Here is a 25,365-nt window from a genome sequence, read left to right as displayed (position 1 = left end):
GCATTCTGAAGAGGACAGGATGCAAAACGGGAGGAGAAGAACACGATGAAGGCAGTCTTTGCTGTCTTGAATCTGTTGCGTCCACTGAACTCCGGACTGTTGGCAGTCGGGCGTTGGCTGGGCGTGTTCGCCATTGGCGTGATGGTCGCGGCGATCCTGATCCAAGTCTTCTTTCGCTATGTACTGGGCAGTGCATTGCCCTGGCCAGATGAGGCCGCACGCTTCTTCATGTTGTGGATGACTGGCCTGATGGCGCCCACAGCCTTCCGCAATGGCGGCTTTGTGGCGATCGACTTCATTGATGCGGTGATCAAAGGTAAGGCGATGCATCTTTTGCAGTTTGTCCTGCTGTTGATCAGCCTGACCGTGCTGATCGTCGGGGTGCAGATCGGCTATAAAGAGGTGACGGGTCTAGGTGGGCGCTTCGCCACCGCGTCACTGTATCTGCCGACCTCTCTTTCGTTGGACGAGTGGTACCGGATCCCGCGCAGTTGGATGATGCTATCGCTTCTGGTGGGCATCGTGCTGCTGATCCTCGTGAACATCGAACTGTTGCTGGAACGCTTTGTCCGCCTTCTGGGCAAAGGCGACAGTCTGCCCAAACGAGCGAGCCTCGGCGTTGGAGGGCCTGAATAATGCTGATCTGGTTCCTTCCGCTGTTTTTGTTTCTTCTGTTGGTTGGTCTACCGGTGTTTTTCTGCCTGCTGGCTGCGCCCGGCGCGTTGCTTTGGCTCAACGGGCAAGAGCGCGACATCACGTTGCTGTACCGGAACCTTTACAACGGCATGGACAGCTTCCCCCTGATGGCCATCCCGTTCTTCATGTTGGCGGGCGAGTTGATGAACCGGGGCGGGATCACCGTGCGTCTGGTTGAGTTCTCACAAGCTTTGATGGGCCATTTGCGGGGTGGGCTAGCGCAGGTGAACATCCTGTCGTCGATCCTGTTTGCCGGGCTGTCGGGGTCGGCGGTGGCGGACACCTCCGCGCTTGGTTCCATGCTGATCCCGGCGATGGAGCGTGAAGGCTACACCCGGAAATTTGCTGCGGCCGTGACCGCTGCGAGCTCTGTTATTGGGCCGATCATTCCGCCTTCGGGCATCATGATCATCTACGCCTACGTCATGGGCGAAAGCGTTGCCGCGTTGTTCCTCGCGGGCATTGTGCCGGGCATTTTGGTGGGTGTTGGTCTGATGGTGATGGTCCGGGTTCTGGCCGACAAATACGACCTGCCGGCCGCGCGCCGTGTCACGTTTGAGAATGTTGAGATCGGCGGTTTGGAAAGTTGGGTGTCCTTTGTGCTGGTGCGCCTAAACCTTGGCCTCTTGCTGGCGCAATTTGCCCCGGCGGCGGACACAACCCTGTCCAAATGGCTGACCTTCCTGGGCGCGGTGCTTCTGGCGCATGGATTGATGCTCGGATTGCGCCGTGTGGTCAGCCCCGAATTCCGCATTGTCTGCAAGCGCGCGGTGGTGCCACTGCAGACGCCAATCCTGATCCTTGGCGGTATTTTGGCCGGTGTGTTCACACCGACAGAGGCCGCCGCTGTCGCAGTTGCCTATGCGCTGTTGGTTGGGTTCCTGGTGCTGCGGACCATGAAGTTGAAAGACTTGCCGGAGGTTTTCACTCGGGCCGGGATCACATCCGCCGTGGTGCTGCTGTTGGTGGGCGCGGCCATGTCGTTCAAAACAGTGGTCAGCCTCAGCCACGCGCCAGAAATTCTGGCCGAGTTCATTCTGACCTTGTCGGAGAACCCTCTGATCTTGCTGTTCCTGATCAACCTGCTGCTCTTCGTGGTGGGCATGTTTCTGGACGCGGGCCCCGCGATCATCATTCTTGGCCCGATTTTGGCGCCGGTCTTTGAAGGGCTTGGGGTCGAGTCCGTGCACTTTGCCATCATCATGTGCGTAAACCTGACCGTGGGCTTGGCCACGCCCCCGATGGGGCTAGTGCTATTTGTCGCTGCCTCAGTCTCGCACGAGCGGGTGACGACCATCGCCAAAGCCATTCTGCCGTTCCTAGCGGTCGAGGTCGCGGTGATCTTCTTGATCACCTTTGTGCCTGAAATCTCTCTGACCATTCCGAAGCTAACGGGGTTCTTGAACTGATACCAAAAAAACGACGTGCAACAGGAGGAAACACGCATGTTTATGAAACTGGCAAAGACGGTGGCACTGTCGGCCTTGATGGCTGGCACTGCGCTGACGGCGAGTGCGGCCGACTACACAATCCGTGCAACGGCAAACTCGAATGAAAATGACGAGGACTATGACGGCCTTGTTGTCTTCAAAAACTATGTCGAAGCGGCCTCTAACGGCGCCATCGAAGTGGAGCTGTTTATCGGCACACAGTTGTGCTCCAACGGCGCCGAATGCCTTCAGGGCGTGGCCGATGGGTCCATTGACGTCTACATCTCGACCTCTGGTGGCGCGTCCGGCCTGTTCCCCTATGTGCAAGTTCTCGACCTGCCATATCTGATGGCGGACGACCGCATTGCGGAGCATGTCCTGTCTGGCGACTTCACCCGCAAAATGCGCGCGATGGCGTTGGAGGACAGCGGCGACGCAATCCGCCTGATGACCATCGGTAACACCGGTGGCTGGCGCAACTTTGCCAACACCAAACGTCGTGTGGCGGCACCTGCCGATATGGAAGGTCTGAAGATCCGGACCGTTGTGGCTGACCTGCCGCAGGAGCTTGTGAAAGCGCTGGGCGCGTCCCCTACGCCAATCCCATGGCCTGAACTGTTCACCAGCTTCCAGACTGGTGTTGTTGAAGGCTCCAAGAATGGCATCACCGACATCATGGGCATGAAGTTCCCAGATGCGGGCCTGCAGTATGTGACTTTGGATGGCCACGCTTACATGGGTGCGCTGTGGTGGATGTCGAACCAGACGTTCATGGACATGCCAGAAGACATGCGCCGCGTGGTGGTGGACGGGTTCTACGCCCTGCAACAGGCCACCTTTGCATCGCCAAAGCGTAAGTCGATCCAGGCCTATGAAGACTTCGTTGCCGGTGGCGGGGACCTCTATGTTCCAACCCCTGCAGAGAAAGACGCGTTCAAGCAGGCGGCGTCCCCAGTTTATGACTGGTTCAAATCCAATGTTGCTCGTGGTGATGAGGTGTTCACCGCACTGACCGATGCTGTTGCCGCAGCAGAAGCAGACGTGAACGGCGCCCGTGATGCGGACCTGAACTAAGCACAAACGGCGCGAGGGGCAGTCCCTCGCGCCGTTTTTTGTCCGGCATTTTTACCGGAACGGATACATCCACACGCGGTAGTCCTCGACCAGAATATGCGCTTTATCAATCTCTTCCTTGGTCATTTTCTTCACAACCTCTTCAAGGCTGATCGCCGCGTCGGGGTCTCCGCCGATCGCCGACAGCGTGTACCACATATAGGCCCGCACCAAATCCGGCGCGGGCATGCCGCGCCCGACCTCATAGTACCAGCCAATTCCGGATTGCGCGCCGGGGTGGCCCTTCATGGCGCTGCGCAGATACCACTCAAACGCGCGTTGATCGTCGCGCTCAACGCCCAGCCCCATCGCATACATCACGCCGATCAATTCCTCGGCGTCGGCATTTCCCGACCGGGCTGCTGGCCACATCGCTTCACGCGCGGCCTCAAAATCCCCGGCCTCCATAAGATCGCGCGCGGCTTCGATTTCGGCGCGGCCAAATTGGGTCGTTCCCACGACCAACGCGGCCGCCAGAAGAAGCTTTTTTGTAGGGTGTCGCATGCGCTCTCCGTGATCCTGTTTGCCGCCCCGTCTTTCGCCGAGTTGCCTGCGTTGCCAACACCACTGAGTGCCAATGACTTCATGGCGGTGGATGCAGAAAAGGCCGAACTGGGACGCCTGTTATTTTACGACAAGATCCTGTCCGGGAACAGAAATATCAGCTGTGGAACATGTCATCATCCGCGATTTGGCACCTCTGATGGATTGTCGCTCGGATTGGGGGAAGGCGGGCATGGACTTGGGCCGGAGCGGGTCTCCGATATGGGGGCAAACAAGGTCCAGAAACGCATTCCACGCAATGCACCCGCGCTATGGAATTTGGGTGCCAAGTCCATTGATACGTTGATGCATGATGGCCGGGTCAGCGTGGACCCGATCTTTGGAAATGGCTTCAATACGCCCGCAGAAGAGTGGCTTCCTGATGGGCTAAAGTCCGTTCTGGCGGCACAGGCGCTTTTCCCCATGACATCCGGGTTTGAGATGGCCGGGAATGTTGGCGAAAACGAGATCGTGGGTGCGACGCGCGACCGGATTGATGCGGCCTGGCCAATCATTGCGAAACGAGTCAGGACGCTGCCGGACTATGGTGCCAGATTTGTCTCGGCATTTGACGAGATCGAGGTGGCCGAAGAGGTGACGATTGTCCAAATCGCCGATGCCTTGGCGCATTTCATGGTGCAAGACTTTACGTCCTTTGACAGCCCGTTTGATGCTTATTTGGCGGGGGATGAACAGGCTCTATCTGCAGTGCAAGTTCAAGGCATGGAGCTGTTTTTTGGCAAGGCGGGATGTAGCAACTGTCACGCTGGAAATTTGTTTTCTAATCAACAGTTCCATGCTCTGGGGCTGCCGGCCTTTGGACCAGGCCGCACCCGAAGGTTTGACCCTTATGCGCGGGATGTTGGACGCATGGGGGAATCCGACGACCTTTCGGATGCGTATCGCTTCCGGACCCCCATGCTGAGAAACGTTGCCCTTACAGGGCCTTACGGGCACAACGGCGCGTATCCGACGCTGGAGCGGATGATCCGGCATCACCTTGATCCCCCTGGGGCGCGCGCCACGTGGAAAGCCGCTGATCTGACATTGCCCGATGTGCCTTGGCTCAGTCCCATCGATTTTGTCATCCAGCAGGACCGTATCGAAATGGCGCGGCATGCCAAGCACCGCGACATTCATATTCCGCCCCGTAGTGATGCTGAGATTGCAGCCTTGGTGGCTTTTCTCGAAAGCCTGACTGGGGCCGATGCCAAAGCAGAAACAAGCCGTATTCCGGAAGAGGTGCCCAGTGGATTGAAGGTGGACCGGTAACGGGTCGCCACATGCATGACTAGTTGCGTGCTATTTGCGCCCCGCAGGCCCGCAGCTTTCCCAGACGACAAGATCGCCATGCAGTCGTTCGTTGGTCTTCTCACTACTTTGAACTTCTAACCCATCCAAAATGATCGCCATGGCGCGCTCGCCAATTTTGTTGCGTGGTTGGCGGATTGTGGTCAGAGCCGGGGTGATGTTGCTGGCAAAGGCAATGTCGTCAAAGCCAATCACGGAAAATTCGCGCGGCACGTCAAACCCACGCAGGCGCAGGGTGGCAATCAGGCCAATGGCGGTGGTGTCGTTGACACAAAGAAAGGCCGTCGACAGCGCATCTTTTATAAAAAGGCGCCCCCGTGTTAGCGGAAGCGCCTTTTTTGTGGGCTTGAACGCGCCTTCAAGCGCGGCGCCTTTAAGACGCCAACTGTGTCGCCACATGCGGCAGCAGGTAAGTCCCAGATGGCGGCGCAGTATTGACCCGCACGCCACAATGGTAAGCCTCACTCAATAGCTCGTTGGTCAAAACCTCGGCTGGCGCGTCTTGTGCCAGCACGCGGCCATCACTGATCAGAGCCACTGTATCGGCAAACATCGCGGTGAGGTTCAGATCGTGCATCACGGCCACAACACCGCCCCCAGCGTCGGCAAAGTCACGCGCGATTTGCATGACTTGCAACTGGTGCCCGATGTCCAGTGCCGAGACCGGCTCATCCAGGAACAGCCAGCGCGCCGTGCCGTCGACAACCGGATCCCAAACCTGGGTCAGAACACGGGCCAACTGCACCCGCTGTTGTTCGCCGCCAGAGAGTTCCTGGTAGTAGCGCGCGCCATATCCAGACAGACCGACACGCTCCAACGCCGCTACAATCAGTCTGACCCTAGCGGCGGAAATGCCGTTTGACAGACCCAACTGCACGACCTCGGACACAGTGAATGGAAACGCCAGTGGCGTGGCCTGAGGAAGGACCGCGCGAATGGCCGCCAATTCCCAGGCTTTCGCCGCGTCGATGTCCATGTTGTTGAGTGTGACGGTACCACCATGGGCAACTTCGCCAGTGATGGCCTTCAGCAAAGTTGTCTTGCCGGACCCGTTGGGTCCCACAATGGCGGTGACAGCGCCTGGCTGGGCGTGAAAATCGATATTATGCAGGATGTCGTGCTTGCCATAGCGCACGGTGATGTTTTGGGCGTTAAGCATTTCACATATCCAGAATGCCGCGGCGGCGCAGCAAAATCCAAAGGAAGAACGGACCGCCAATCACGGCCATGATGATGCCAATCGGCAATTCTGCTGGCGCGATCACCATGCGGCTGATGATGTCGGCCACGAGCAGCAGCGCCGCACCCAGAAGGGCAGAGTTGCGCAGCAAATAGCGGTGGTCTGGCCCGACGGCGAGACGCAGCAGATGTGGCACTACAATGCCGACAAAGCCAATGCCGCCGCTGACCGCGACGGCGGCACCAACAGAGGCCGCAACCGCAAGAATGGCAACGTTTTTTGTGCGTTGCACATCAATGCCGATATGGCTCGCTGCGGCTTCTCCAAGGGCGAGGCCGTTTAGACCTTTGGCAATAAAGGGCGCTGCAACAAATGTTGCTGCCATCAAAGGCAAGGCAGCAAACAGTTTGGACCAGGTCGCCCCCGCGATAGAGCCCATGCCCCAGAAGGTGAGCGTGCGCAATTGGGTGTCATCCGCGATATAGACCAGCAGCCCGGACACCGCACCGGACAGAGCGCCAAGCGCGATACCCGCCAACAGCATGGTGGCCACCGAGGTGCGTCCTTTGCGGGTGGACACCCGATACAGGATTAACGTTGTGGCCCAGCTGCCGACAAAAGCGGCAAGAGGTACAACGTAGTATCCCAAAGCCTGTTGCAGCGCGATCGGCAACAGCCCGCCCAACACGATGGCGACAATTGCCCCCAGGCCGGCACCGGCGCTGACCCCGATCAGACCGGGGTCTGCCAGAGGGTTGCGAAACAGCCCTTGCATAGTGGCACCGGACACCGCCAAAGCAGCGCCGACAACAGCACCCATGATGGTGCGGGGCAGTCGGATCTCCCAGAGCACCACGCGATCACGCAGCGCCAACTCCCCGCCGGTGGCAAGGTCCCAAAGCGCGCCCCAAAGGGACGCGCCAGAGGCGCCAATCGCCAAGGAGCCCAGCATGGCAATGCCCAGAACGATCAAGAGAACAAACGTCAGCCGGTTCGCAGCATGGCTGCGGTCCCCGTCCAGGGTCATCTTGGCTGGGATTTCCGAAGCAAGTGCCATTAGCCCTGAACACCTTCCAGAGCAGCGGCCAGCCGAGATACGGCCTCACCTGTGCGCACGGAGAACCCAAGCAACAGCATGCCATCCATACGCACCACGGCACCGGATTGGGCCGCCGGGGTAAGTTTCAGCGATTGGTGTTCACGCAGTTTTTCGAGGCTCGCACTGTGATCGCCACCACGGTCCATCATCAGGATCACTTCGGCGCCGCTGGTGACAATGGCTTCGTCGGTCACGGGCTTAAAGCCTTCAAAACCGCTCAAGGCGTTCTGACCACCGGAGAGCGCAATGATCGCATCCGCGCTGGTGTTTTCACCCGCAGCCATGACACGGCCGCCGGCCGTGGACAGGATGAAAATCACTTTGGGACGGATGCTGGTGTCCACGCGGGCCACCGCGGCGGCAATTTCGGCATCAACCTTGGCCGCAAGCTCTGCGCCTTTGTCTGACACACCCAGTGTGTCAGCGACCATTTTGATTTTCTCGCTGATGTCTTCGCGGGTGAAACCGTTGTTTACCTCGACAATCGGCACAGAAGCTTCACGCAGAAGTTCAATGGTTTCCAGAGGGCCGGCACCGGATTCGCTGATGATGTGATCTGGATTTACAGACAAAACGCCTTCGGCTGACAGCGCGCGAATATAGCCAACGTCTGGCAGGGCTGCGGCTTCTTCCGGATGGTTTGAGGTTGTGTCACGGGCCACCAAACGATCCTCTTCGCCCAAGGCAAAGACAATCTCGGTCACCGCGCCGCCGATGGAGACCACCCGTTGCGGACCATCCTCCGCCAAAGCTGTGGTGGACAGGCATGCGGTCATGCCCAGGGCAATTACACTCTGTTTCAGGGAGAACTTCATTGCGCTGCAACCTCTGTAAAGTCTTGTTCTATGTCTGTGATGAGGGCGTTCCAGGCCTCGGCTGCGGTTTCCTCACGCAGGACGCCGAAGAACTGAATGATCAGGGCACCTTCGGCGTCAAAAGCCTCGACCGAAATCGCCGGTCCACGACGGGTGTTTTTTGTGACCGCATAGACCTCTGCGATGTGATCCATACGCAGGTGCAGGTCGTGCCCCTTGTCCAGAACATTGATCCAGGGGCCCATCTCTACAATGCGTTCAACCGGTCCCGAATGGATCTCGATACAGCCGCGGTTGCCGACAAAGATCATCAACGGAACGGATTTTTCCGAGGCTTTGTGCAGTAACGCTTCCACTGACTTGGGGGCAAGCGCGCGGGTATATGGTGCGCCAGCGATGCGATAGGCGCCCAGACGGTTTATTTTCAGCTTGCGGGTCAACGACATAAACTGGTGGGTGTCGGTGAGTTTGTCCCACTCTTCGCAGAGCTTTTCACGTTGGTCTGCAGTGCCTTTTGCGCCTTCTGTAGGCTCGCGCGTTTCGACCTCAAGGGTGTCGGATTGCTCCTTAAGGCGCAGCTGCGCGACATTCTCGTCCCACTGATCCAAATTTGACGCATCACGCAGGTGGACTTTGTGCACGGCATCTCCAGCGGCATCAAACACTTGAATGGAGCGGCGCACACCTTTGTCAGTCTGTTTCTCAACCGCAAAGGCGCTGACCCAAATGCGCGGGAACATCCGCAGATCGATGTTTTCGTTTACCACCATCGATGCGTGCTGGCCGGAGGTGTAGTTTTCATACACACCGACCTTCTCGATGACGCAGGACGGGTTGCGGGTTAGCGCCATCACTTCGCCGAGGCGCTCAAACGCAGCAAACAGCGGGTCCAATTCAGCGGTAATACGGGTGACACCTTCGCCAACATGTGCGGCCACCAACTGGCCTTCGGAGATACCTAACTTATCCGCGAGATCACGTTCACGTAACTTACTATGTTCTTTCCGCGCTTCGCGAATGTCATGCGAAGAGACGGCGGTCGCCACTGCCATGGTGCGCTCCAATCTAGTTCAGTTCTCGAAAGGCTGGTCTGGCTGCGGTGAATTTGTCACATATGGCTAACCCTGTGATCTTTTGAATCACATATGTTGACAGAAATAGTCGGACTAAATAGTGAGCGCAAGTCACGGTGATTTCTCGGGGTGAGAATCACCAACAACTCCATGCCAGCAACACACTGCCAGCCTCCGGAACATCCACTGGAAGGAACACACTCATGCGTGCCACATTCTCACGCAAGGCAGCGCTGTTGTGCAGCGCTGCTCTTATCTCTGCGACCTCTGTTATGGCGCAGGATGCGGACATCGACTCCACAAACGAAGATTTCGCCCTTGACGAAATTGTGCTGAAAAAGTCGAAACGTGAAATCCAAACCGAAACAGCGACTTCCGTCACTGTTGTTGAGCAGGACGAGATCAATGACCGTCAGGCCAGCACCATTGCCGAGCTGGTAGACTCTGTACCCGGTGTAACGATTGTGAATGGTGCGTCTCCACAAGGTTCTGGTATTAACATTCGTGGCTTTGGTGCAAACGGCACCTACGGCAGCGACCAAAAAGTTCTGATTCAAGTCGACGGTGCCTCGGTTGGCTCCGAAGAACTCTACCGGATCAGTACGCAGCTGTTCACCGACCCAGCTCTATACAAACAAGTGTCCGTGCTGCGTGGTCTCGGGGGCTCCTTCGAATACGGCTCCGGTGCCATTGGCGGTGTTGTTCTGCTTGAAACCAAAGATGCCTCCGATTTCACCGGCGGTGAGGTGGGCTTCCGTTTCCGTCAGACTCTGCAGGGCAGCACCAACGGCAACGGCTTCGCCAGCTCTTCTATTCTGGCTTGGCAGCCAACCGAGAACTTCGAGGTTCTGGGGAACTTCACTTACAACAAGCAAAGCGAACAAAAAGACGGTGACGGCAATGTCATTGGTAACTCTGCGTTTGAACTGCCGTCTTGGGCGATCAAAGCGCGCGGCTACTTCGGCCAGGACCGCGAGCACAGCATCACGCTGAGCCACACCGATTCTCAGGTGCAGGACCGTGACGTGCCATATGACAGTTTTGGCACCACCTCTGATAACTTTGGCAATGTTGACCGTGACATCGACAACAGCGCGACCGTTCTGACTTATAACTACGATTCCCTGTCCTCGGACCTGATCAATCTGGATGTGCAGTACAGCTACGCGGACCAGCAAATTGACCAGACCTACGTCCCAGGTAGTTCGCCTCTGGAGGGCGGCCCGTCCTGGCCGTTCCTCGAACCGCTGGTCAACTCCAACCACCGCTATGAAACGTCCAAGTTCCTCGTAAAAAACCAAATGAACTTCCTGACGGGCGGCGTCTCGCATGACATGCGTGTGGGTGTGGAAGTCAGCCGCCGTGAGCGTCTGGATGCCTCCGCTGCTCCTGGTGGTACAGATGATCGTTTGGCAGTGTTTGTTGTGGACGATATCGATTTTGGCAACGGCCTGACCATCACACCGGGCGTGCGTTTCGAAGATCAGAACATCAAAGGTAACGGCACTTATGCCGGTGACTATGACAACAGCGCCTGGATGGGTGGTTTGTCGGCTCGCTATGCCTTTGGCAGCGGTTTTGCTGTTTTTGGTAGCGCGGGTTACACTGAAAGCATGCCCATCATCGATGATCTCGGCACGCCGCTGTTCATGACACAGAGCGAAAAGGCGCGGAACTATGAACTTGGTTTCTCCTTCTCCAACGCCAATGTGTTCAGCGACGCGGACACGCTGCAGCTGAAAGCAACCGCTTATAAAACCGACATTTGGGACATCACCTCCTACAGCAATGCAGACACTGTAGAGACCAAAGGTCTGGAGCTGGAAGCGCGCTATGTGCACAGCACCGGGTTCTACACTGACATGAACGCCAATATTTCGCGCGGTGAAGAGTTCAATGCCGGTGTTGCTACGGATTGGCGCAACTCGCCGGCGGACTCTCTGCGTCTGACCCTTGGTAAGCGTTTTGGCGAAACCTTGGACATGTCCTGGGAAATTGTTGCCAATGCCAAGATGGATCGTAGCACAACACCGACACCATCCTTCAACGCACACAACCTGCGGGCAACCTACATCCCACAAGAAGGCGCGTTTAAGGACACGGAATTCCGTTTCGGTATTGAAAATCTGTTTGACCAGACCTTCACACCGCACCTGTCTACACGTCCAGCCCCAGGCCGTACGTTCAAAGTTAGCGTGGCAAAAACCTTCTAAAGGTCTGACGTAACAGACCTTTCAAAGGTACAAAACCGGACCGAGCGGCGCCTTCACGGGGTCGCTCGGTTTTTTGTGGGGCTGAACTGTTTTGGCTGCACACGAAGTATTTCCTGCCGGATACGCGGACGACGGTTATTGTGGGTGGAACCTAAACCTCGGCGCAAATTGAGATGTTGTGTTGATGTGCGTCGGTGGCGGACAAGGGGCTGCCGGATTGATCGAGATTTTCTAAGGACCCCGCCATGCCCATTCTGTCGTCAGACCAACTCAGCGCTCTCACCGCCCTGCGTCATGACCTCCACCGCCGCCCCGAAGTGTCCGGGGAAGAGGAGCAGACTGCGGCCCGTATCGTGATGGAGCTGGAGGCGTTGGGCGCGGATCGCATCTGGCGCGGCCTTGGTGGTCATGGTGTTGCGGCGGAGTTCACCGGCGCGGCAGAAGGCCCAACCGTGCTGTTGCGCTGCGAATTGGATGGCCTGCCCATTCGTGAGATTTCCATGTTGCCCTATCGCTCCGAAGTGGACGGCAAAGGCCATCTCTGCGGCCATGATGGCCATATGGTGTCCATGCTTGGCGTGGGCATGTCACTGGCGGTGCGGCCCGCAACAGGGCGTGTGATCCTGTTGTTCCAACCGGCCGAAGAAACCGGGGCAGGGGCCAAGGCGGTGGTGGAGGACCCACGGTGGGGTGACATCCGTCCAGACTATGCCTTCGCCTATCATAATGTCCCCGGCCGTCCATTGGGCGAGATTGGCCTGCGCAGTGGGCCGGGCAACTGTGCCTCGCAAGGAATGCAGATTGTGCTGGAAGGCAAAAGCTCGCACGCTGCCGCCCCCGAAGACGGTGTGTCCCCGGGGGAGACCATGGCCAAGCTGATGACCGCGCTGCCCAGCCTGAGCCAGGGCAACATCGCCGAGGAGCACTTTGCGCTGGCCACGCTTACCCATGCCAAACTGGGTGAACCCACCTTTGGCATCGCTCCTGGGGACGGCGAGTTGCGCGTGACCCTACGCTCCATGACCAACGCCCGCATGGATCAGCTGATACAAACGGCAACGGGGATTGTGGCGGATGCCGCGGGGCCATTGAAAGTCGACATCCAATGGCATGATGTCTTCCGTGCGGTGGTGAATGACGCCGAGGCCACCGATGTTGCCCGCAATGCTGCTCAAACACTGGGGCACACAATCCACGAGATGCCCTCGCCCATGCGCTGGTCAGAGGACTTTGGCCGCATTGGCGATGACGGGGCCAAGGCTGCCATGCTCTATGTCGGCTCCGGTGAAAACACACCGCAACTGCACAACCCAGATTATGATTTCCCCGACGCGCTCTTGCCGATTGTTGTGGATCAGTTCCGTGCCATGATCGATCACCTTTTGGGGTAAGCGGTTCGGGGCCTTCGCACACTGCAATTTCTTCCCGGAACGGGTCTCTGGCAACGCCCTAACCACAATTATTGCCACGGAAAAATTGCAGTGTGCTTCGGTGTTTGCTAGCGTCGCGCCAGCGACCAAAACGGCAGCGATAGGGGAGGATTGCAGCGGGTGTTGGACTTTACGCACAACCCGTGGCTTGTGGCCACGTCGTTGGCTGTGGCATTGATGGCAGGCTTCACCGGCTTGTCCCTTACCCGTGGAGCCAGCGCCTTGCCCGACGCGCGCCGCAAGATTGTGGTGGCACTGGCGGCGGTGGTGTTGGGCGGTGGCATCTGGTCTATGCACTTCGTCGCCATGCTGGGCCTGCAACTGCCGATCCTGTTTTACTACGACGCGCTGATCACCCTGATTTCGGCACTGGTTGCCATTCTGATGGTTGGTCTCGCGCTGCTTCTTTTGCACTTCCGCGCCCGCTCACCGCAGGTGATTGTCGCCGCCGGGGTGATTGTTGGCCTTGGCATTGTCGTCATGCATTACGTCGGCATGGCGGGTATGCAGCTCTGTAAACCGGTCTATGGCGCTCTGGACGTGGTGATCTCTACCGTGGCCTCCGTGGCGCTGTCGATCCTCGCCATCTGGGTCGCCTATGATGCCCGCACCCAACGCAACATCGTGCTTGGCACTGTCTGTTTTGGAATCGCGGTGTTCTCCATGCATTTTGTCGCCATCCTGCTCACCGGGTTTGAGGTCAGCGACGTGGCCAATGCCGCCGGACCTGCGATGGACAATCAGGTGCTGGCGATGGGCGTGACCTTGGCGGTGTTCCTGATCTGTGGCGCCTTCCTATTGACCGGCATTACCTTTGTTGGCGCGCCAGAAACTGCTGAGGAGGCCGCTGCTGTCCCAACTCCCGAGCCGCTTACCACAGTCGACCCCGCTCCCGTAGTTGCGCCGCCCACCGCAGGCGTGCCGTTTGAACGCGAAGGCCAGACCTTCTTTGCCGACCCCAACCACGTCGCCGCTATCCGTGCAGAAGGCCACTACACGGTGCTCTATCAAGACGCGGAAAAGCTGTTTTGCCCGTGGTCGATCACCGAAGCCGCCAACCGTCTGGAAGCCGCAGGCTTCCTACGCGCCCACCGCAGCTATCTGATCAACCCAACCCACGTCAGCAGCTTTGAACGCAACAAAGACAACGGGACCCTGTATTTTGACGGCGTAGACAGTCTGCCCAAAGTGCCGGTGAGCCGCTCGCGAATGGCGTCGCTGCGAGAAGCGCTTGGGTTGTAAGCTTTTATAAAATAGAGGCTTAGAGTTTCCGCTTGCTCGCCTCTGTCCAATGGCATTCAAGTTTAAACAAAATTGGTTGCACTCTCTGGTGCGCAGTTAAGCGAATGCAAACTCTTCTGAGCCGATTGCTGGAAGTGGTTTGTGGGAGCTATGACATGCCTGGGTACATCTCTGAATTCAGATATTACGGTCTTTCTAATGAGGAGTTCATCGAAGTCGCGGTGCCGACTGGGACAGATGTCTCTGCTTATTCTGTGGTGCTGTACCAAGGGAATGGCACAATTGTGGAAAGCTATGCGCTGGGCTATTCTCAAGGCACGTTTGGGAACCAGGATGTCTATGTCATTGACAGTGATACGGCTGGGTTTAGCTCCATGTCTGGGGCTGGCGAAATGTATTCTGATGATGCTTTGGCCCTTGTCGATGACACCGGAGCGGTTGTTCAGTTCATCTCTTATTGGGGCAACACAGTAACTGCCGTTGAGGGCCCCGCCGCCGGTATGACCAGTACAGATGTTGGCACCGCGTCCGATGGGGGCAGTTCGCTACAGTCTGATGATGGCGGGGCGACTTACTATCAACAGTATGACACCAACAAAGACGTCATTCCGGCGTGTTACGCACCTGGATCACGGATCTCGACACCTGATGGCTTCAAATTGGTTGAGGATTTAAAGGCTGGTGATTTGGTCGTGACGCTAGATCAGCAGACCGTGCCTGTTCTGTGGGTTTGGTCTGGGAACCAACCTCTTGACGATGTCGCATTACACCAGAAGCCAGTGTTGCTCGGGAAGAACTCTCTGGCACCTGGTGTTCCGAACCGCGACTTGATTGTGTCCGGGCAACATCGCATTGCCGTTGGAATATGTGGTCAACTCGAAGACGCCTTTCCTACAGCAGCTTTTGTGCCCGCCAAGGCGCTTGTTGGGTTGCCGGGTATTCGTCATATGGCGGGAAAACGGTCGATGCAGTGGCACCACTTTTATTGCGCAAATCATCAGGTTGCCTTCGCTAATGCTGTGGCATCCGAGAGCCTCTTCTTAGGGGCACAAATCCTTTCCAATCTAGATGTGCAGCAGATGATGCATCTCTCAGAAAGTTTGGGTGGATCACTTGGCTCGGGGCTGACAAAAGACATAGCTCTGCCCGTGCTCTCTAGGCGCAAGACACTTGATGCACTGAAGGCGCGCGGGTGCAAAAGGACGCATTCTCTGGCAGCGTAATCAGGGGCGCAAACCTGCGTGCTGAGGCATCTGTGGTCCAGGCAGGCTCTTGCTCCGCACAAGTGGCAATGATCGAGGGAAACCTCAGTCTCTCTTACGTGGTTCGCAACTCGTGCAGCCCATTCGCATTTCGTGCACCGAACCGCGCGGCCTGTTTTTAAAGGCTCGCGTGGCAGCGGCTGCCTTTGGCGGGATGACTCCTGAGGCTCGCATGTCGCGGGCGAGGGAGGACAAGCCAGATGATACCAGCGGGGTTCGAATACCACCGTCCGTCCGACATTGCGTCGGCGGTTTCAATTTTACAGGAACACGGAGATGAAGCGCGGGTGATCGCGGGCGGGCACAGCCTGATCCCGATGATGAAACTGCGCATGGCCGACATGGGCCATCTGATCGATCTTCAGGACATCGACGCGCTCAAAGGCATTTCGCTGATGGGCGATACCGTCACCATTGGGGCCATGGTCACACAGCATGAGTTGATCACCAGCGCGACCTTGGCCAACGCAGTGCCAATCATCAAAGAAGCGGCGCTGCTGATTGCCGATCCACAGGTGCGCTATGTCGGCACCGTGGGGGGCAATGTCGCCAACGGCGATCCGGGCAACGACATGCCAGGGTTGATGCAATGCCTGAACGCGTCTTATGAGCTGAGCGGTCCGGACGGTACGCGCACGGTGGCGGCGCGGGAATTCTACGAGGCGGCCTATTTCACCGCGCGCGACGATGAAGAAATCCTGGCGCGCATCCACATCCCTGTACCGGCGGCCGGCACCGGCTACGCGTATGAAAAGCAAAAGCGCAAAATTGGCGACTACGCGACCGCGGCGAGCGCCGTGATGCTGCGCTTGGTGGATGGCGTGTGCGCCGAAGCCAGCATTGCCATGACCAATCTGGCGGATACGCCTGTGTTCGCCGAAGCCGCTAGTGCCGCACTCTACGGTCGCGCATTGGACGATGCCGCGATTGGCGACGCTGTGAGCGCCGCAATTGAGGCCACAGATCCGGTGGCGGACAACCGTGGCCCCGTCGAGTTCAAGAAACATGTGGCCAGCGTGATTTTGCGCCGCGCGATCGACCGCGCCGCAAGCCGCGCCAGCTGAGGGAGAACACCATGTCAAAAATGCATGTGAAAATGAACGTGAACGGCAAAGAGGTCGAAGGCCTTGCTGAGCCGCGCACGCTGCTTATCCACTTCCTGCGGGAAAACCTGAACATCACCGGGCCGCATATTGGCTGCGAAACCTCCCACTGTGGCGCTTGCACGGTGGATATGGATGGCAAATCCGTAAAATCCTGCACCGTCTTTGTCGCGCAGGCGCAGGGCAAAGACGTCACCACTGTCGAAGGTCTGGTGAATGAGGATGGCAGCCTCGGCGTCATTCAAGAGATGTTCCGCGAACACCATGGCCTGCAGTGCGGCTTTTGCACGCCGGGTATGATCACCCGCGCGCACCGTTTGCTGCAAGAAAACCCGAACCCAACCGAAGAGGAAATCCGCTTTGGCATGGCGGGCAACCTGTGCCGCTGCACCGGCTATCAGAACATCGTGAAATCCATCGCGGCAGCGGCTGACACGCTGAACGCTCAGAAGGAGGCGGCAGAATGAACGAGCAAACTCTGACCCCCGAACAGCGCGCCGCCAATCTCAAAGGCATGGGCAGCTCGCGCAAACGTGTTGAAGACGTGCGCTTCACCCAAGGCAAAGGCAACTACGTCGATGACATCAAGCTCGATGGCATGTTGTTTGGCGACTTCGTGCGCTCGCCTTATGCCCATGCACGGGTGGTGAGCATCAACACCGAAGAGGCCATGAAGGTGCCGGGTGTGGTCGCAGTTCTGACCGCCGAAGACCTCGCACCGCTGGGCCTGCACTGGATGCCAACCCTCGCGGGCGACAAACAAATGGTTCTGGCGGACGGCAAAGTGCTGTTCCAAGGCCAAGAGGTGGCCTTTGTGGTGGCCGAAGACCGTTATGCTGCAGCAGACGCCGCAGAGCTGGTGGAAGTCGACTACGAAGAACTGCCAGTTGTTGTTGATCCGTTTGAGGCGCTGAAATCCGATGTGGTTCTGCGCGAAGACACGGTGGATGAAAACGGCAATGCCACCGAGGGCGCGCACGGCCCGCGCAACCATCCCAACCACATTTTCACCTGGGAACAGGGCGAGAAAGAAGCGACCGAAGCTGTTTTGTCCGAGGCGGACGTGGTGGCCGAGGAGATGGTCTACTACCACCGCACCCACCCGTGCCCGCTGGAAACCTGCGGCTCGGTGGCAAGCATGGACAAAGTCACCGGCAAGCTGACGCTCTGGGGGACCTTCCAAGCACCACACGCCATCCGCACTGTGGTCTCGCTGATCTCCGGCATTGCGGAGCACAACATCCGCGTGATCTCGCCAGACATAGGCGGCGGCTTTGGCAACAAAGTGGGCGCCTATGCCGGCTATGTCTGCTCCGTTGTGGCCTCCATTGTCACTGGCAAGCCGGTGAAGTGGGTCGAGGACCGTATGGAGAACCTCATGTCCACCGCCTTTGCGCGGGACTACTGGATGAAGGGCAAGATTGCGGCCACAAAGGATGGCAAAATCACTGGCTTGTGGTGTCACACCACGGCGGATCACGGCGGTTTTGATGCCTGTGCCGACCCAACCAAATTCCCGGCCGGCTTCATGAACATCTGCACCGGGTCTTACGACATCCCAACCGCCTATCTGGCTGTGGAAGGGGTTTACACCAACAAAGCCCCGGGGGGCGTGGCCTATCGCTGTTCCTTCCGTGTGACCGAAGCGGCCTACTTCATCGAGCGGATGATTGAGGTTTTGGCGATCAAGTTGAACATGGACGCGGCTGAACTGCGCCGGATCAACTTCATCAAGAAAGACCAATTCCCCTATCAGTCCGCGCTGGGCTGGGAATACGACAGCGGCGACTACCACACCGCGTGGGACAAAGCACTTGAGAGCGTCGGCTACGACAAACTGCGCGTCGAACAAGCCCAACAGATCGAGGACTTCAAGGCGGGCAAAACGCGCAAGCTGATGGGCATCGGTCTGACCCATTTCACAGAGATCGTCGGCGCGGGGCCGGTGAAGAATTGTGATATTCTGGGGCTGGGCATGTTTGACAGCTGCGAAATCCGCATCCACCCGACAGGGTCCGCGATTGCACGGCTTGGCACAATCTCTCAAGGTCAAGGCCACGCGACCACGTTTGCGCAGATCATTGCATCCGAGATTGGCCTGCCGGCCGATGACATCACGCTGGAAGAAGGCGACACAGATACGGCGCCTTACGGTCTTGGTACCTATGGCTCGCGGTCTACGCCGGTGGCCGGGGCAGCGACAGCCATGGCGGCCCGCAAAATCCGCGCCAAGGCGCAGATGATCGCGGCCTATCTCTTGGAAGTGCACGACGATGACGTGGAATGGGACATTGATCGTTTTGCAGTGAAAGGTGCGCCAGAGCGGTTCAAGACCATGAAGGAAATCGCCTTTGCGGCCTATAACCAGGCCATTCCGGGGCTGGAGCCGGGTCTGGAGGCGGTGAGCTACTATGATCCGCCCAACATGACATATCCGTTTGGCGCCTACATCTGTGTGCTCGACATCGATGTGGACACCGGTGAGGCAGACATCCGCAGCTTCTATGCGCTGGATGACTGTGGCACACGCATCAACCCGATGATCATCGAAGGGCAGGTGCACGGCGGTCTGACCGAAGCGCTGGCCATCGCGATGGGGCAGGAGATTGCCTATGACGAGATGGGTAACGTGAAAACCGGCACGCTGATGGACTTCTTCATCCCAACGGCCTGGGAGACGCCGAATTACATCACCGATCACACCACAACCCCAAGCCCGCACCACCCGATTGGTGCCAAAGGCGTGGGCGAGAGCCCGAACGTGGGGGGTGTGCCCTGCTTCTCCAACGCGGTGCACGACGCCTTCCGTCCTTTTGGGCTGACGCAGACCCATATGCCGCACGATCACTGGCGCATTTGGAAGACCGCCAATGATCTGGGCCTGCACGGGTGACGCCGTTTCGGGGGCCGCCCGCGCTGCGGGCGGCTGCCTTCGGCGAGGATATTTTGAGAATGAGAATGTGAGGGGCGCGCGATGGGCGTGAGTGAGGTGCAATCGGCACTGGCAGAAGAGGGCTATGTGGCAGGCGGTCGCCTGTCCATGGCGCTGCATCTGGCAAACACGCTGGGGCGGCCCTTGTTGCTCGAAGGGCCTGCGGGTGTGGGCAAAACCGAAGTGGCCAAGGCCATGGCGGCGATCCATGACACCAAGCTCATTCGCCTGCAGTGTTACGAAGGGCTGGACGCCAGTCACGCAATCTATGAATGGAACTACCAACGCCAATTGCTGGCGATCCGCGCCTCTGAGGCGCAGGGCGGCACCAGCGAGGCGGCGTTGTTTAGTGAAGATTACCTGCTGAAACGTCCCCTGCTGGAGGCGATCCGCCAAGACCAGCCACCGGTGCTGTTGATCGATGAGATCGACCGCGCGGATGAGGAATTTGAAGCCTACCTGTTGGAGATTTTGTCGGACTTTCAGATCACCATTCCCGAAATGGGCACCATCACGGCAGCCTCGCGCCCCATGGTGATCCTGACCGCCAATGGCACGCGCGAACTGTCGGACGCGCTGCGCCGTCGCTGTCTTTATGCCTATGTCGACTACCCGGATCGCGAGACCGAACTGGCAATTCTGCGGGCACGGATGCCTGCCGTGGAAGGTCTATTGGCGCGGCAGATTGTGGGCGTGGTGCAGGCGCTGCGCCGCGAAGAGTTGGAGAAATCGCCGGGCATTGCCGAGATGCTGGATTGGGCAGCGGCGCTGTCCGGTTTGGGGGTGAACGATATTGCGCAAAGCCCGGAGGCGGTTCAGTCCACCTTGGTGTGCCTGCTCAAAACCGCCGCGGACTATGATGCGGCCCCGCGTGAGGTCATGGACCGCCTGATTGGAAAGGTGGCCTGATGCAGATCACCCGGTTTCCCTCCCGCGCCGAAGGCTTGGCAGACCGTATGGCCGGTTTCATGGCGCATTTGCGCATGAACGGCCTGTCGGTCGGGGTGCGGGAAACCGGCGATGCCTTGGCCGCGCTGTCCGAGGTGGAGGCCTGTGACATATTGGAAGCGCGCGAAGCGCTCAGTGTTCTGCTCACTGGAGACGCAGACAGCTGGCGCAAGTTTGATGAGCTCTTTGACGCCTATTGGTTCAACGCCGGCAAGCAGCGTCAGGGCGTGGCCAACAGCACCCATGTGAAAGTGCAATCCGCCCGCCCGCTGATGTGGCAGGAGCATTTTGAGGATGCGTCGGCGGGACAAGAGGACAGTGCCGGTGAAGATGCCTTGACGCCAGACACCGGTGATGGCGAAGCGGAAGGACAGGATGGCCGTCTGATGGCCACCAAAACCGACAATCTCACCCGTCGCGATCTGCGCGAGTTGATGGATGAAGACAGTCTGCGTGAAGCCGAGGCGGCGGCAACGCGCTTAGCCCGCGCCATGCGGGACCGCCGCTCCCGTCGCCGCAAGCAGGCGTTGCGCGGCCGCGAACTCGACATGCGCCGCATTCAACGGGCGTCCTTGGCGCGGGGCGGCGAACCCTTGGAGTTGCACCGCAAAGCCCGCCCACCACGCCCGCTGCAAATTGTGGCGCTCTGTGACGTGAGCGGCTCCATGACAGTCTATTCCCGGGTGTTCCTCGCCTTCCTGAAAGGCTTGGTCAACAGCGACACCCGTACCGATGCCTATCTGTTTCACACGCGTTTGATGCGGGTCACCGATGCGATGCGTGATCACGACACGCTGCGGGCTGCTGGGCGGCTCTCGCTTATGGCCGAAGGGTTTGGCGGCGGCACCGATATTGCCGGATCGCTGGAGACGTTTTTGAACAGCTATGGCGCCAAGGCGCTCAACGGGCGCACGGTCGTGATCATCTTATCTGACGGCTACTGCACGTCAGATGCCACCGTGCTGGGCGATCAGTTGGCGCGTTTGAAGAAACGCTCCCGGCGGGTGGTCTGGCTGAATCCTTTGAAAGGCTGGCAGGATTACGCGCCTGTGGCCGCCGCGATCCGCGCGGCAGAGCCCCATCTGGACGCCCATCTGCCCGCCAACACCCTGCAAGCGCTTGCCGCGCTGGAGCAGGAATTTGCAAAACTGTGACGGAGAGACCTATGACGGATTTTGATATTTTTGACACGATGGCCTCTCTGCGCGAAAGCGGCGCGCCGTTCTGTGTCGCCACGGTGGTGCGTACGGCGGATGTGACCTCTGCCAAAGCCGGCGCCAAAGCGGCGGTCACGGAAGAGGGCGACATACTTGGCCATCTTGGCGGAGGCTGTGTGAAACGCGCGGTGAAAACTGCTTCTGAGGAGGCGCTGGCCGAAGGCACGCCCCGCATGATCCGCATCAAGCCCTCTGACAAAGTGGTGACCCTGCTCGATCCTGACGGTGTGCAGACCTTCAAAAGCGGCTGCCCTTCTGGTGGCACCGTGGATGTGCTGATCGAGCCCTATCGTCCCGCCCACCGATTGGTGATATTTGGCGATACACCCATTGCGCAGGCGGTCGCCGCGCATGCCACCTTGGCCGGGTTCCGTGTCTGCCAAGGCCCCGGGTGCGTCGAACAGATCGAGCCGCGCGATTTTGTTTTGGTTGCCAGCCAGGGGCAGGGGGATGCCGACGCCTTGCGCTCGGCGCTCGAAACTTCGGCCAAGCGCGTCTCGATGGTGGCGAGCCACCGCAAGGCGCAGGTGCTGTGTGACAAACTCATCGCGGCAGGTTTGGCAGAGGACCGTGTGGCACGGCTCAAGTCGCCCGCCGGTTTGGACATCGGTGCCATCGATCCGCACGAAATTGCCCTCTCGATCCTCGCAGAGATCGTGCAGTGGCGCCACGCCGACAGCAAAGCCAACCCGGAGGAGGCCCGAGATGAAAAAACTGCATGACACATGGCGGCGCTTTTGGGCCCCGCGCACCGACCTGACACCGGAAGAAGCCGCAGAAGTGGCGCTCCGGTCCTTCCCGAAATGCTGCTGAGCGCAGCCTGACAGTCCACCACTCAAGGAACCACCATGGAACTCAAAGACGAAATCCGCATCCCGGCCCCTCGCGACGTTGTCCACCGCGCGCTCAATGATCCGGAGGTACTGCGCCAATGCATCCCTGGCTGCGAAGAGCTGGAACAGCTCAGCCCGGAACATCTCGCCGCCAAAGTGGTGCTGAAAATCGGTCCGGTGAAAGCCAAATTCGCGGGCGAAGTCACGCTCGACAACAGCGCCGCCCCGGAAAGCTTTTCCCTCACCGGCGAAGGCAAAGGCGGCGCGGCGGGCTTTGCCAAAGGCGGTGCACAGGTGACCCTGACCGAAGAGGATGGCGAAACCCTGCTCAGCTACGAGGCCAAAGCCGACGTTGGCGGCAAAATCGCGCAACTCGGCAGCCGCTTGATCCAGGGCACCGCCAAAAAGCTCTCAGGCAAATTCTTTAGCAAGTTTGCCGAGGTGGTCGCGGAACAGACCGTCTAAGCTCCATCTCTTTCAGGACGCCATATGGGGTGGCGTCCTGAGATTTCTGCCAATCGGCAGTCCCGCCTCTTGCCAGTTGATACATAATAACATAACGATCAAGCGTTGCTTTTGCGTATTGACCGGAGACACCCCATGACCCTCAAAAAAGCTTTGCTGTGTTCCACTCTGATGGCCGCTGCCCCTGCGTTTGGCGAAGAAAAGCGCGAGCTTGACGCCCACATGCACGGCCACGGCGCGCTGAACATTGCCTTGGATGGTGAAACACTGGCGCTGGAACTCATCGCGCCTGGCTTTGATATCGTGGGGTTTGAGCACGCAGCCGAGTCCGATGCGGATAAAGCCGCCGTCGAAGCTGGTCTTGCCAAGCTGTCTGATCCTTTGAGCCTCTTTGGTGTGCCTGCTGCGGCCAATTGCTCTGTGACCTCTGCCGAGGCAGAACTGCACAGCGAAGACGAGCATCATGAGGATGAACACGACGATCACGCGCACGACGACCATGACGATCATGGTGACAAGCACGACGATCACGATCATGACAAAGAGCATGCCGAGCATGGCGATCATGATCACGAGGAACATGAGAAAGAACACGCAGATCACGACGAGCATGACCACGACAAAGAAGAGCATGCGGATCACGATGACCACGATCATGACACGCATGATCACGGCGATGAAGCCACTCACAGTGAGTTCCACGCTGAATATGCGGTGACCTGTGCCAATCCAGCCGACTTGACCAGCCTGTCTCTGACCTACTTCGCGCAGTTCCCAAATGCCGAAGAGCTGGAAGTTCAGCTTGTGACCGACGCAGGCGCCACTAAGGTAGAGGCCACAGCCGACGCACCGGTTGTCACGCTCAACTAAACCCTAGGGTCCAAGACAGTGATGAAGGCCGCAATAGATCTCAATGATGTGGCCTTCACCTGGCAAGGTCGGACGCAATTCACCCTGACCGTGCCAAACCTCACCGTCCCCGAGGGCGAGAAACTGTTCCTGTTTGGGCAGAGCGGGTCAGGCAAGTCCACTTTGCTCAGCTTGATTTGCGGCATCACCCACCCTCAAAGCGGAACCATCGCGGTGGATGGCGTGGACCTCTCCACGCTGCGCCCCTCCGCGCGGGACAGGTTTCGGGCCGAACGCATTGGCGTGATCTTTCAGATGTTCAATCTGCTGCCCTATGCTTCGCCGTTGGAAAACATCCTGCTGCAACTATCCTTCGCGCCCGCCCGTCGCAAACGTCTGGGCAATCCACAGGAGGAAGCGCTGCGACTGACCACGGCACTGGGGCTGGATCGGGATCTGGTGCTCAACGCCCAAACCACCGAACTTAGCATTGGCCAGCAACAGCGCGTGGCCGCTGCCCGCGCCTTGATTGGTCGCCCCAGGCTTATTGTGGCGGATGAACCCACATCTTCGCTGGACGCCAACAGTCAGGCCGCCTTTCTCGACCTGCTGATGCAGCAATGTGATGAGGCGGGTGCGACGCTTTTGATGGTCAGCCACGACGCCCGGCTGGCACAAAGCTTTGACCGCACGCTGGATCTCGCCGACATCGCGCGCGCAGAAAGGCGCGTGGCATGATCCTGTTGCGCCTCGCCCTCAAATCCCTGTTTAGTCGCGCGGTCACCGTCAGCCTGACCATCTTTGCCATCGCGCTCTCTGTGGCGCTGTTTCTGGGCGTGGAAAAACTGCGCACCGGGGCCAAGGCCAGCTTTGCCGACACCATTTCCGGCACCGACCTGATTGTCGGCGCGCGCTCCGGCGGCGTGCAGCTTCTGCTCTATTCCGTCTTCCGCGTCGGCAACGCCACCAACAACGTTACCTGGCAAAGCTATCAGGACATCGCCAGCCGCCCCGAAGTCGATTGGATTGTGCCGCTGTCACTGGGCGACAGCCACAAGGGCTACCGCGTGCTGGGCACCACGCCCGCATTCTTTGAGCGTTACAAATACCGGGGCGGGCGGTCTGTCACCTTCACCCAAGGGGCAGCCTTTGAGGATCTGTTTGACGCTGTGGTGGGGGCGGATGTGGCCGCCGCGCTTGGCTATGATCTACAAGACAGCATTGTCGTCAGCCATGGCGTGGCCTCGTTCACCGATCACGACGACAAACCTTTCCGGATTTCCGGCGTTCTGGAAAAGACCGGCACGCCGGTGGACCGCACCGTCTTTGTCAGCCTCGAGGCCATCGAAGCCATTCACATTGATTGGCAGGGCGGTGGCCGCTCGCAAAACACCATCAGCGCGGATCAGGTCCGCCAGATGCAGCTCACCCCCAAAGCTGTCACGGCGGCAATGGTCGGCACCACCTCACGCCTGAAAATCTTTGGCCTACAACGTTGGATCAACGAATACCCTCAGGAGCCACTTCTGGCGATCCTGCCCGGTGTGGCGCTCAGCGAACTCTGGAGCCTGATTGGCGTGGCCGAAACCGCCCTGATTGCCGTCTCGGTGA

General features: G+C 58.7%; 24 protein-coding genes (1 of these 24 only partly in view). 18 read left to right on the top strand and 6 right to left on the bottom strand.

The window, feature by feature from the left end:
• Window positions 1-45 precede the first annotated feature (45 nt).
• The 3 genes from SIB38_RS00155 to dctP are packed head-to-tail and all read left to right on the top strand — an operon-like array spanning window position 46 to window position 3,200.
• Entirely contained in the window at window positions 46-636 is a 591-nt protein-coding gene (locus SIB38_RS00155; protein WP_412551076.1) for a TRAP transporter small permease, read from the top strand.
• Window positions 636-2,105, top strand: a complete 1,470-nt coding sequence (locus tag SIB38_RS00150; protein ID WP_412551075.1) for a TRAP transporter large permease — start codon at window positions 636-638, stop codon at window positions 2,103-2,105. The genes SIB38_RS00155 and SIB38_RS00150 overlap by 1 nt, the downstream gene beginning before the upstream one ends.
• A gap of 36 nt (window positions 2,106-2,141) precedes the next feature.
• Window positions 2,142-3,200, top strand: a complete 1,059-nt coding sequence (gene dctP / locus SIB38_RS00145) for a TRAP transporter substrate-binding protein DctP (RefSeq protein WP_294118887.1) — start codon at window positions 2,142-2,144, stop codon at window positions 3,198-3,200.
• 51 nt (window positions 3,201-3,251) lie between these two features.
• Here the strand turns inward: dctP and SIB38_RS00140 are convergent, their stop codons facing one another.
• Window positions 3,252-3,647: a tetratricopeptide repeat protein gene (locus SIB38_RS00140; protein ID WP_283425464.1), complete on the bottom strand. Its 396-nt coding sequence runs from the start codon at window positions 3,645-3,647 to the stop codon at window positions 3,252-3,254.
• An 87-nt stretch (window positions 3,648-3,734) separates the two neighbouring features.
• Between SIB38_RS00140 and SIB38_RS00135 the strand changes: the two genes are divergently transcribed.
• Window positions 3,735-5,054: a cytochrome-c peroxidase gene (locus SIB38_RS00135; RefSeq protein WP_294118888.1), complete on the top strand. Its 1,320-nt coding sequence runs from the start codon at window positions 3,735-3,737 to the stop codon at window positions 5,052-5,054.
• A gap of 30 nt (window positions 5,055-5,084) precedes the next feature.
• Here SIB38_RS00135 and SIB38_RS00130 read toward each other — a convergent pair whose 3' ends face one another.
• Genes SIB38_RS00130 through SIB38_RS00110 form a run of 5 tightly spaced genes read right to left on the bottom strand, consistent with a single transcriptional unit; the run spans window position 5,085 to window position 9,239 of the window.
• Window positions 5,085-5,492 (bottom strand): substrate-binding domain-containing protein, encoded by a 408-nt coding sequence (locus tag SIB38_RS00130; protein ID WP_412551074.1) that lies wholly within the window; start codon window positions 5,490-5,492, stop codon window positions 5,085-5,087.
• Complete coding sequence (locus SIB38_RS00125; RefSeq protein WP_412551073.1) at window positions 5,467-6,252, bottom strand: heme ABC transporter ATP-binding protein; 786 nt, start codon at window positions 6,250-6,252, stop codon at window positions 5,467-5,469. The genes SIB38_RS00130 and SIB38_RS00125 overlap by 26 nt, the downstream gene beginning before the upstream one ends.
• A 1-nt stretch (window position 6,253) precedes the next feature.
• Window positions 6,254-7,330 carry a FecCD family ABC transporter permease gene (locus SIB38_RS00120; protein ID WP_412551072.1) on the bottom strand — a complete coding sequence of 359 codons (1,077 nt, stop codon included), beginning with the start codon at window positions 7,328-7,330 and terminating at the stop codon, window positions 6,254-6,256.
• On the bottom strand, window positions 7,330-8,187 hold the full coding sequence (locus SIB38_RS00115) for a heme/hemin ABC transporter substrate-binding protein (protein WP_294118894.1): 858 nt from the start codon (window positions 8,185-8,187) through the stop codon (window positions 7,330-7,332). The genes SIB38_RS00120 and SIB38_RS00115 overlap by 1 nt, the downstream gene beginning before the upstream one ends.
• On the bottom strand, window positions 8,184-9,239 hold the full coding sequence (locus SIB38_RS00110; protein WP_412551071.1) for a hemin-degrading factor: 1,056 nt from the start codon (window positions 9,237-9,239) through the stop codon (window positions 8,184-8,186). Before SIB38_RS00110 ends, SIB38_RS00115 begins: the two co-directional genes overlap by 4 nt.
• A 224-nt stretch (window positions 9,240-9,463) precedes the next feature.
• On the opposite strand from SIB38_RS00110, the gene SIB38_RS00105 reads away from it, so the two are divergent.
• The 14 genes from SIB38_RS00105 to SIB38_RS00040 all read left to right on the top strand — a co-directional run.
• A complete protein-coding gene (locus SIB38_RS00105) occupies window positions 9,464-11,473 on the top strand; it encodes a TonB-dependent receptor domain-containing protein (RefSeq protein WP_412551070.1) in 2,010 nt (669 codons plus the stop codon).
• 245 nt (window positions 11,474-11,718) lie between these two features.
• A complete protein-coding gene (locus SIB38_RS00100) occupies window positions 11,719-12,864 on the top strand; it encodes an amidohydrolase (protein ID WP_366011354.1) in 1,146 nt (381 codons plus the stop codon).
• Window positions 12,865-13,023: 159 nt separating this feature from the next.
• Window positions 13,024-14,145 (top strand): MHYT domain-containing protein, encoded by a 1,122-nt coding sequence (locus tag SIB38_RS00095; protein ID WP_412551069.1) that lies wholly within the window; start codon window positions 13,024-13,026, stop codon window positions 14,143-14,145.
• Between the two features lie 104 nt (window positions 14,146-14,249).
• The gene (locus SIB38_RS00090) at window positions 14,250-15,368 is read left to right on the top strand and encodes a Hint domain-containing protein (RefSeq protein ID WP_412551068.1); all 1,119 of its coding nucleotides are present in this window, start codon (window positions 14,250-14,252) and stop codon (window positions 15,366-15,368) included.
• A gap of 239 nt (window positions 15,369-15,607) precedes the next feature.
• Window positions 15,608-16,471 carry an FAD binding domain-containing protein gene (locus tag SIB38_RS00085; protein ID WP_412551067.1) on the top strand — a complete coding sequence of 288 codons (864 nt, stop codon included), beginning with the start codon at window positions 15,608-15,610 and terminating at the stop codon, window positions 16,469-16,471.
• A gap of 11 nt (window positions 16,472-16,482) precedes the next feature.
• Complete coding sequence (locus tag SIB38_RS00080) at window positions 16,483-16,977, top strand: (2Fe-2S)-binding protein (protein ID WP_294118904.1); 495 nt, start codon at window positions 16,483-16,485, stop codon at window positions 16,975-16,977.
• Window positions 16,974-19,403: an aerobic carbon-monoxide dehydrogenase large subunit gene (locus SIB38_RS00075; protein ID WP_294118905.1), complete on the top strand. Its 2,430-nt coding sequence runs from the start codon at window positions 16,974-16,976 to the stop codon at window positions 19,401-19,403. The genes SIB38_RS00080 and SIB38_RS00075 overlap by 4 nt, the downstream gene beginning before the upstream one ends.
• An 81-nt stretch (window positions 19,404-19,484) precedes the next feature.
• Window positions 19,485-20,351, top strand: coding sequence for an AAA family ATPase (locus SIB38_RS00070; RefSeq protein WP_294118906.1), 867 nt, complete (start codon window positions 19,485-19,487; stop codon window positions 20,349-20,351).
• A complete protein-coding gene (locus SIB38_RS00065) occupies window positions 20,351-21,544 on the top strand; it encodes a vWA domain-containing protein (protein WP_412551066.1) in 1,194 nt (397 codons plus the stop codon). Before SIB38_RS00070 ends, SIB38_RS00065 begins: the two co-directional genes overlap by 1 nt.
• Before the next feature lie 11 nt (window positions 21,545-21,555).
• Window positions 21,556-22,329: an XdhC family protein gene (locus tag SIB38_RS00060; RefSeq protein ID WP_294118908.1), complete on the top strand. Its 774-nt coding sequence runs from the start codon at window positions 21,556-21,558 to the stop codon at window positions 22,327-22,329.
• A 126-nt stretch (window positions 22,330-22,455) separates the two neighbouring features.
• Window positions 22,456-22,905 (top strand): CoxG family protein, encoded by a 450-nt coding sequence (locus SIB38_RS00055; RefSeq protein ID WP_294118909.1) that lies wholly within the window; start codon window positions 22,456-22,458, stop codon window positions 22,903-22,905.
• A 135-nt stretch (window positions 22,906-23,040) separates the two neighbouring features.
• The gene (zrgA, locus tag SIB38_RS00050) at window positions 23,041-23,775 is read left to right on the top strand and encodes a zinc uptake protein ZrgA (protein ID WP_294118910.1); all 735 of its coding nucleotides are present in this window, start codon (window positions 23,041-23,043) and stop codon (window positions 23,773-23,775) included.
• Between the two features lie 21 nt (window positions 23,776-23,796).
• Entirely contained in the window at window positions 23,797-24,492 is a 696-nt protein-coding gene (locus tag SIB38_RS00045; RefSeq protein ID WP_294118925.1) for an ABC transporter ATP-binding protein, read from the top strand.
• Window positions 24,492-25,365, top strand: the 5' portion of a protein-coding gene (locus SIB38_RS00040; RefSeq protein WP_294118927.1) for an ABC transporter permease. It continues 374 nt past the right edge of the window; only the first 874 of its 1,248 coding nucleotides appear in the window; it begins with the start codon at window positions 24,492-24,494; its stop codon lies off the right edge, out of view. The genes SIB38_RS00045 and SIB38_RS00040 overlap by 1 nt, the downstream gene beginning before the upstream one ends.

This window comes from Shimia sp. MIT910701 (assembly GCF_047126315.1).
In the GTDB taxonomy this organism is placed as follows: Bacteria; Pseudomonadota; Alphaproteobacteria; order Rhodobacterales; family Rhodobacteraceae; genus Shimia.
Note: the sequence above shows the minus strand (reverse complement) of the source record. Positions and strands in the feature narration are given on the sequence as shown.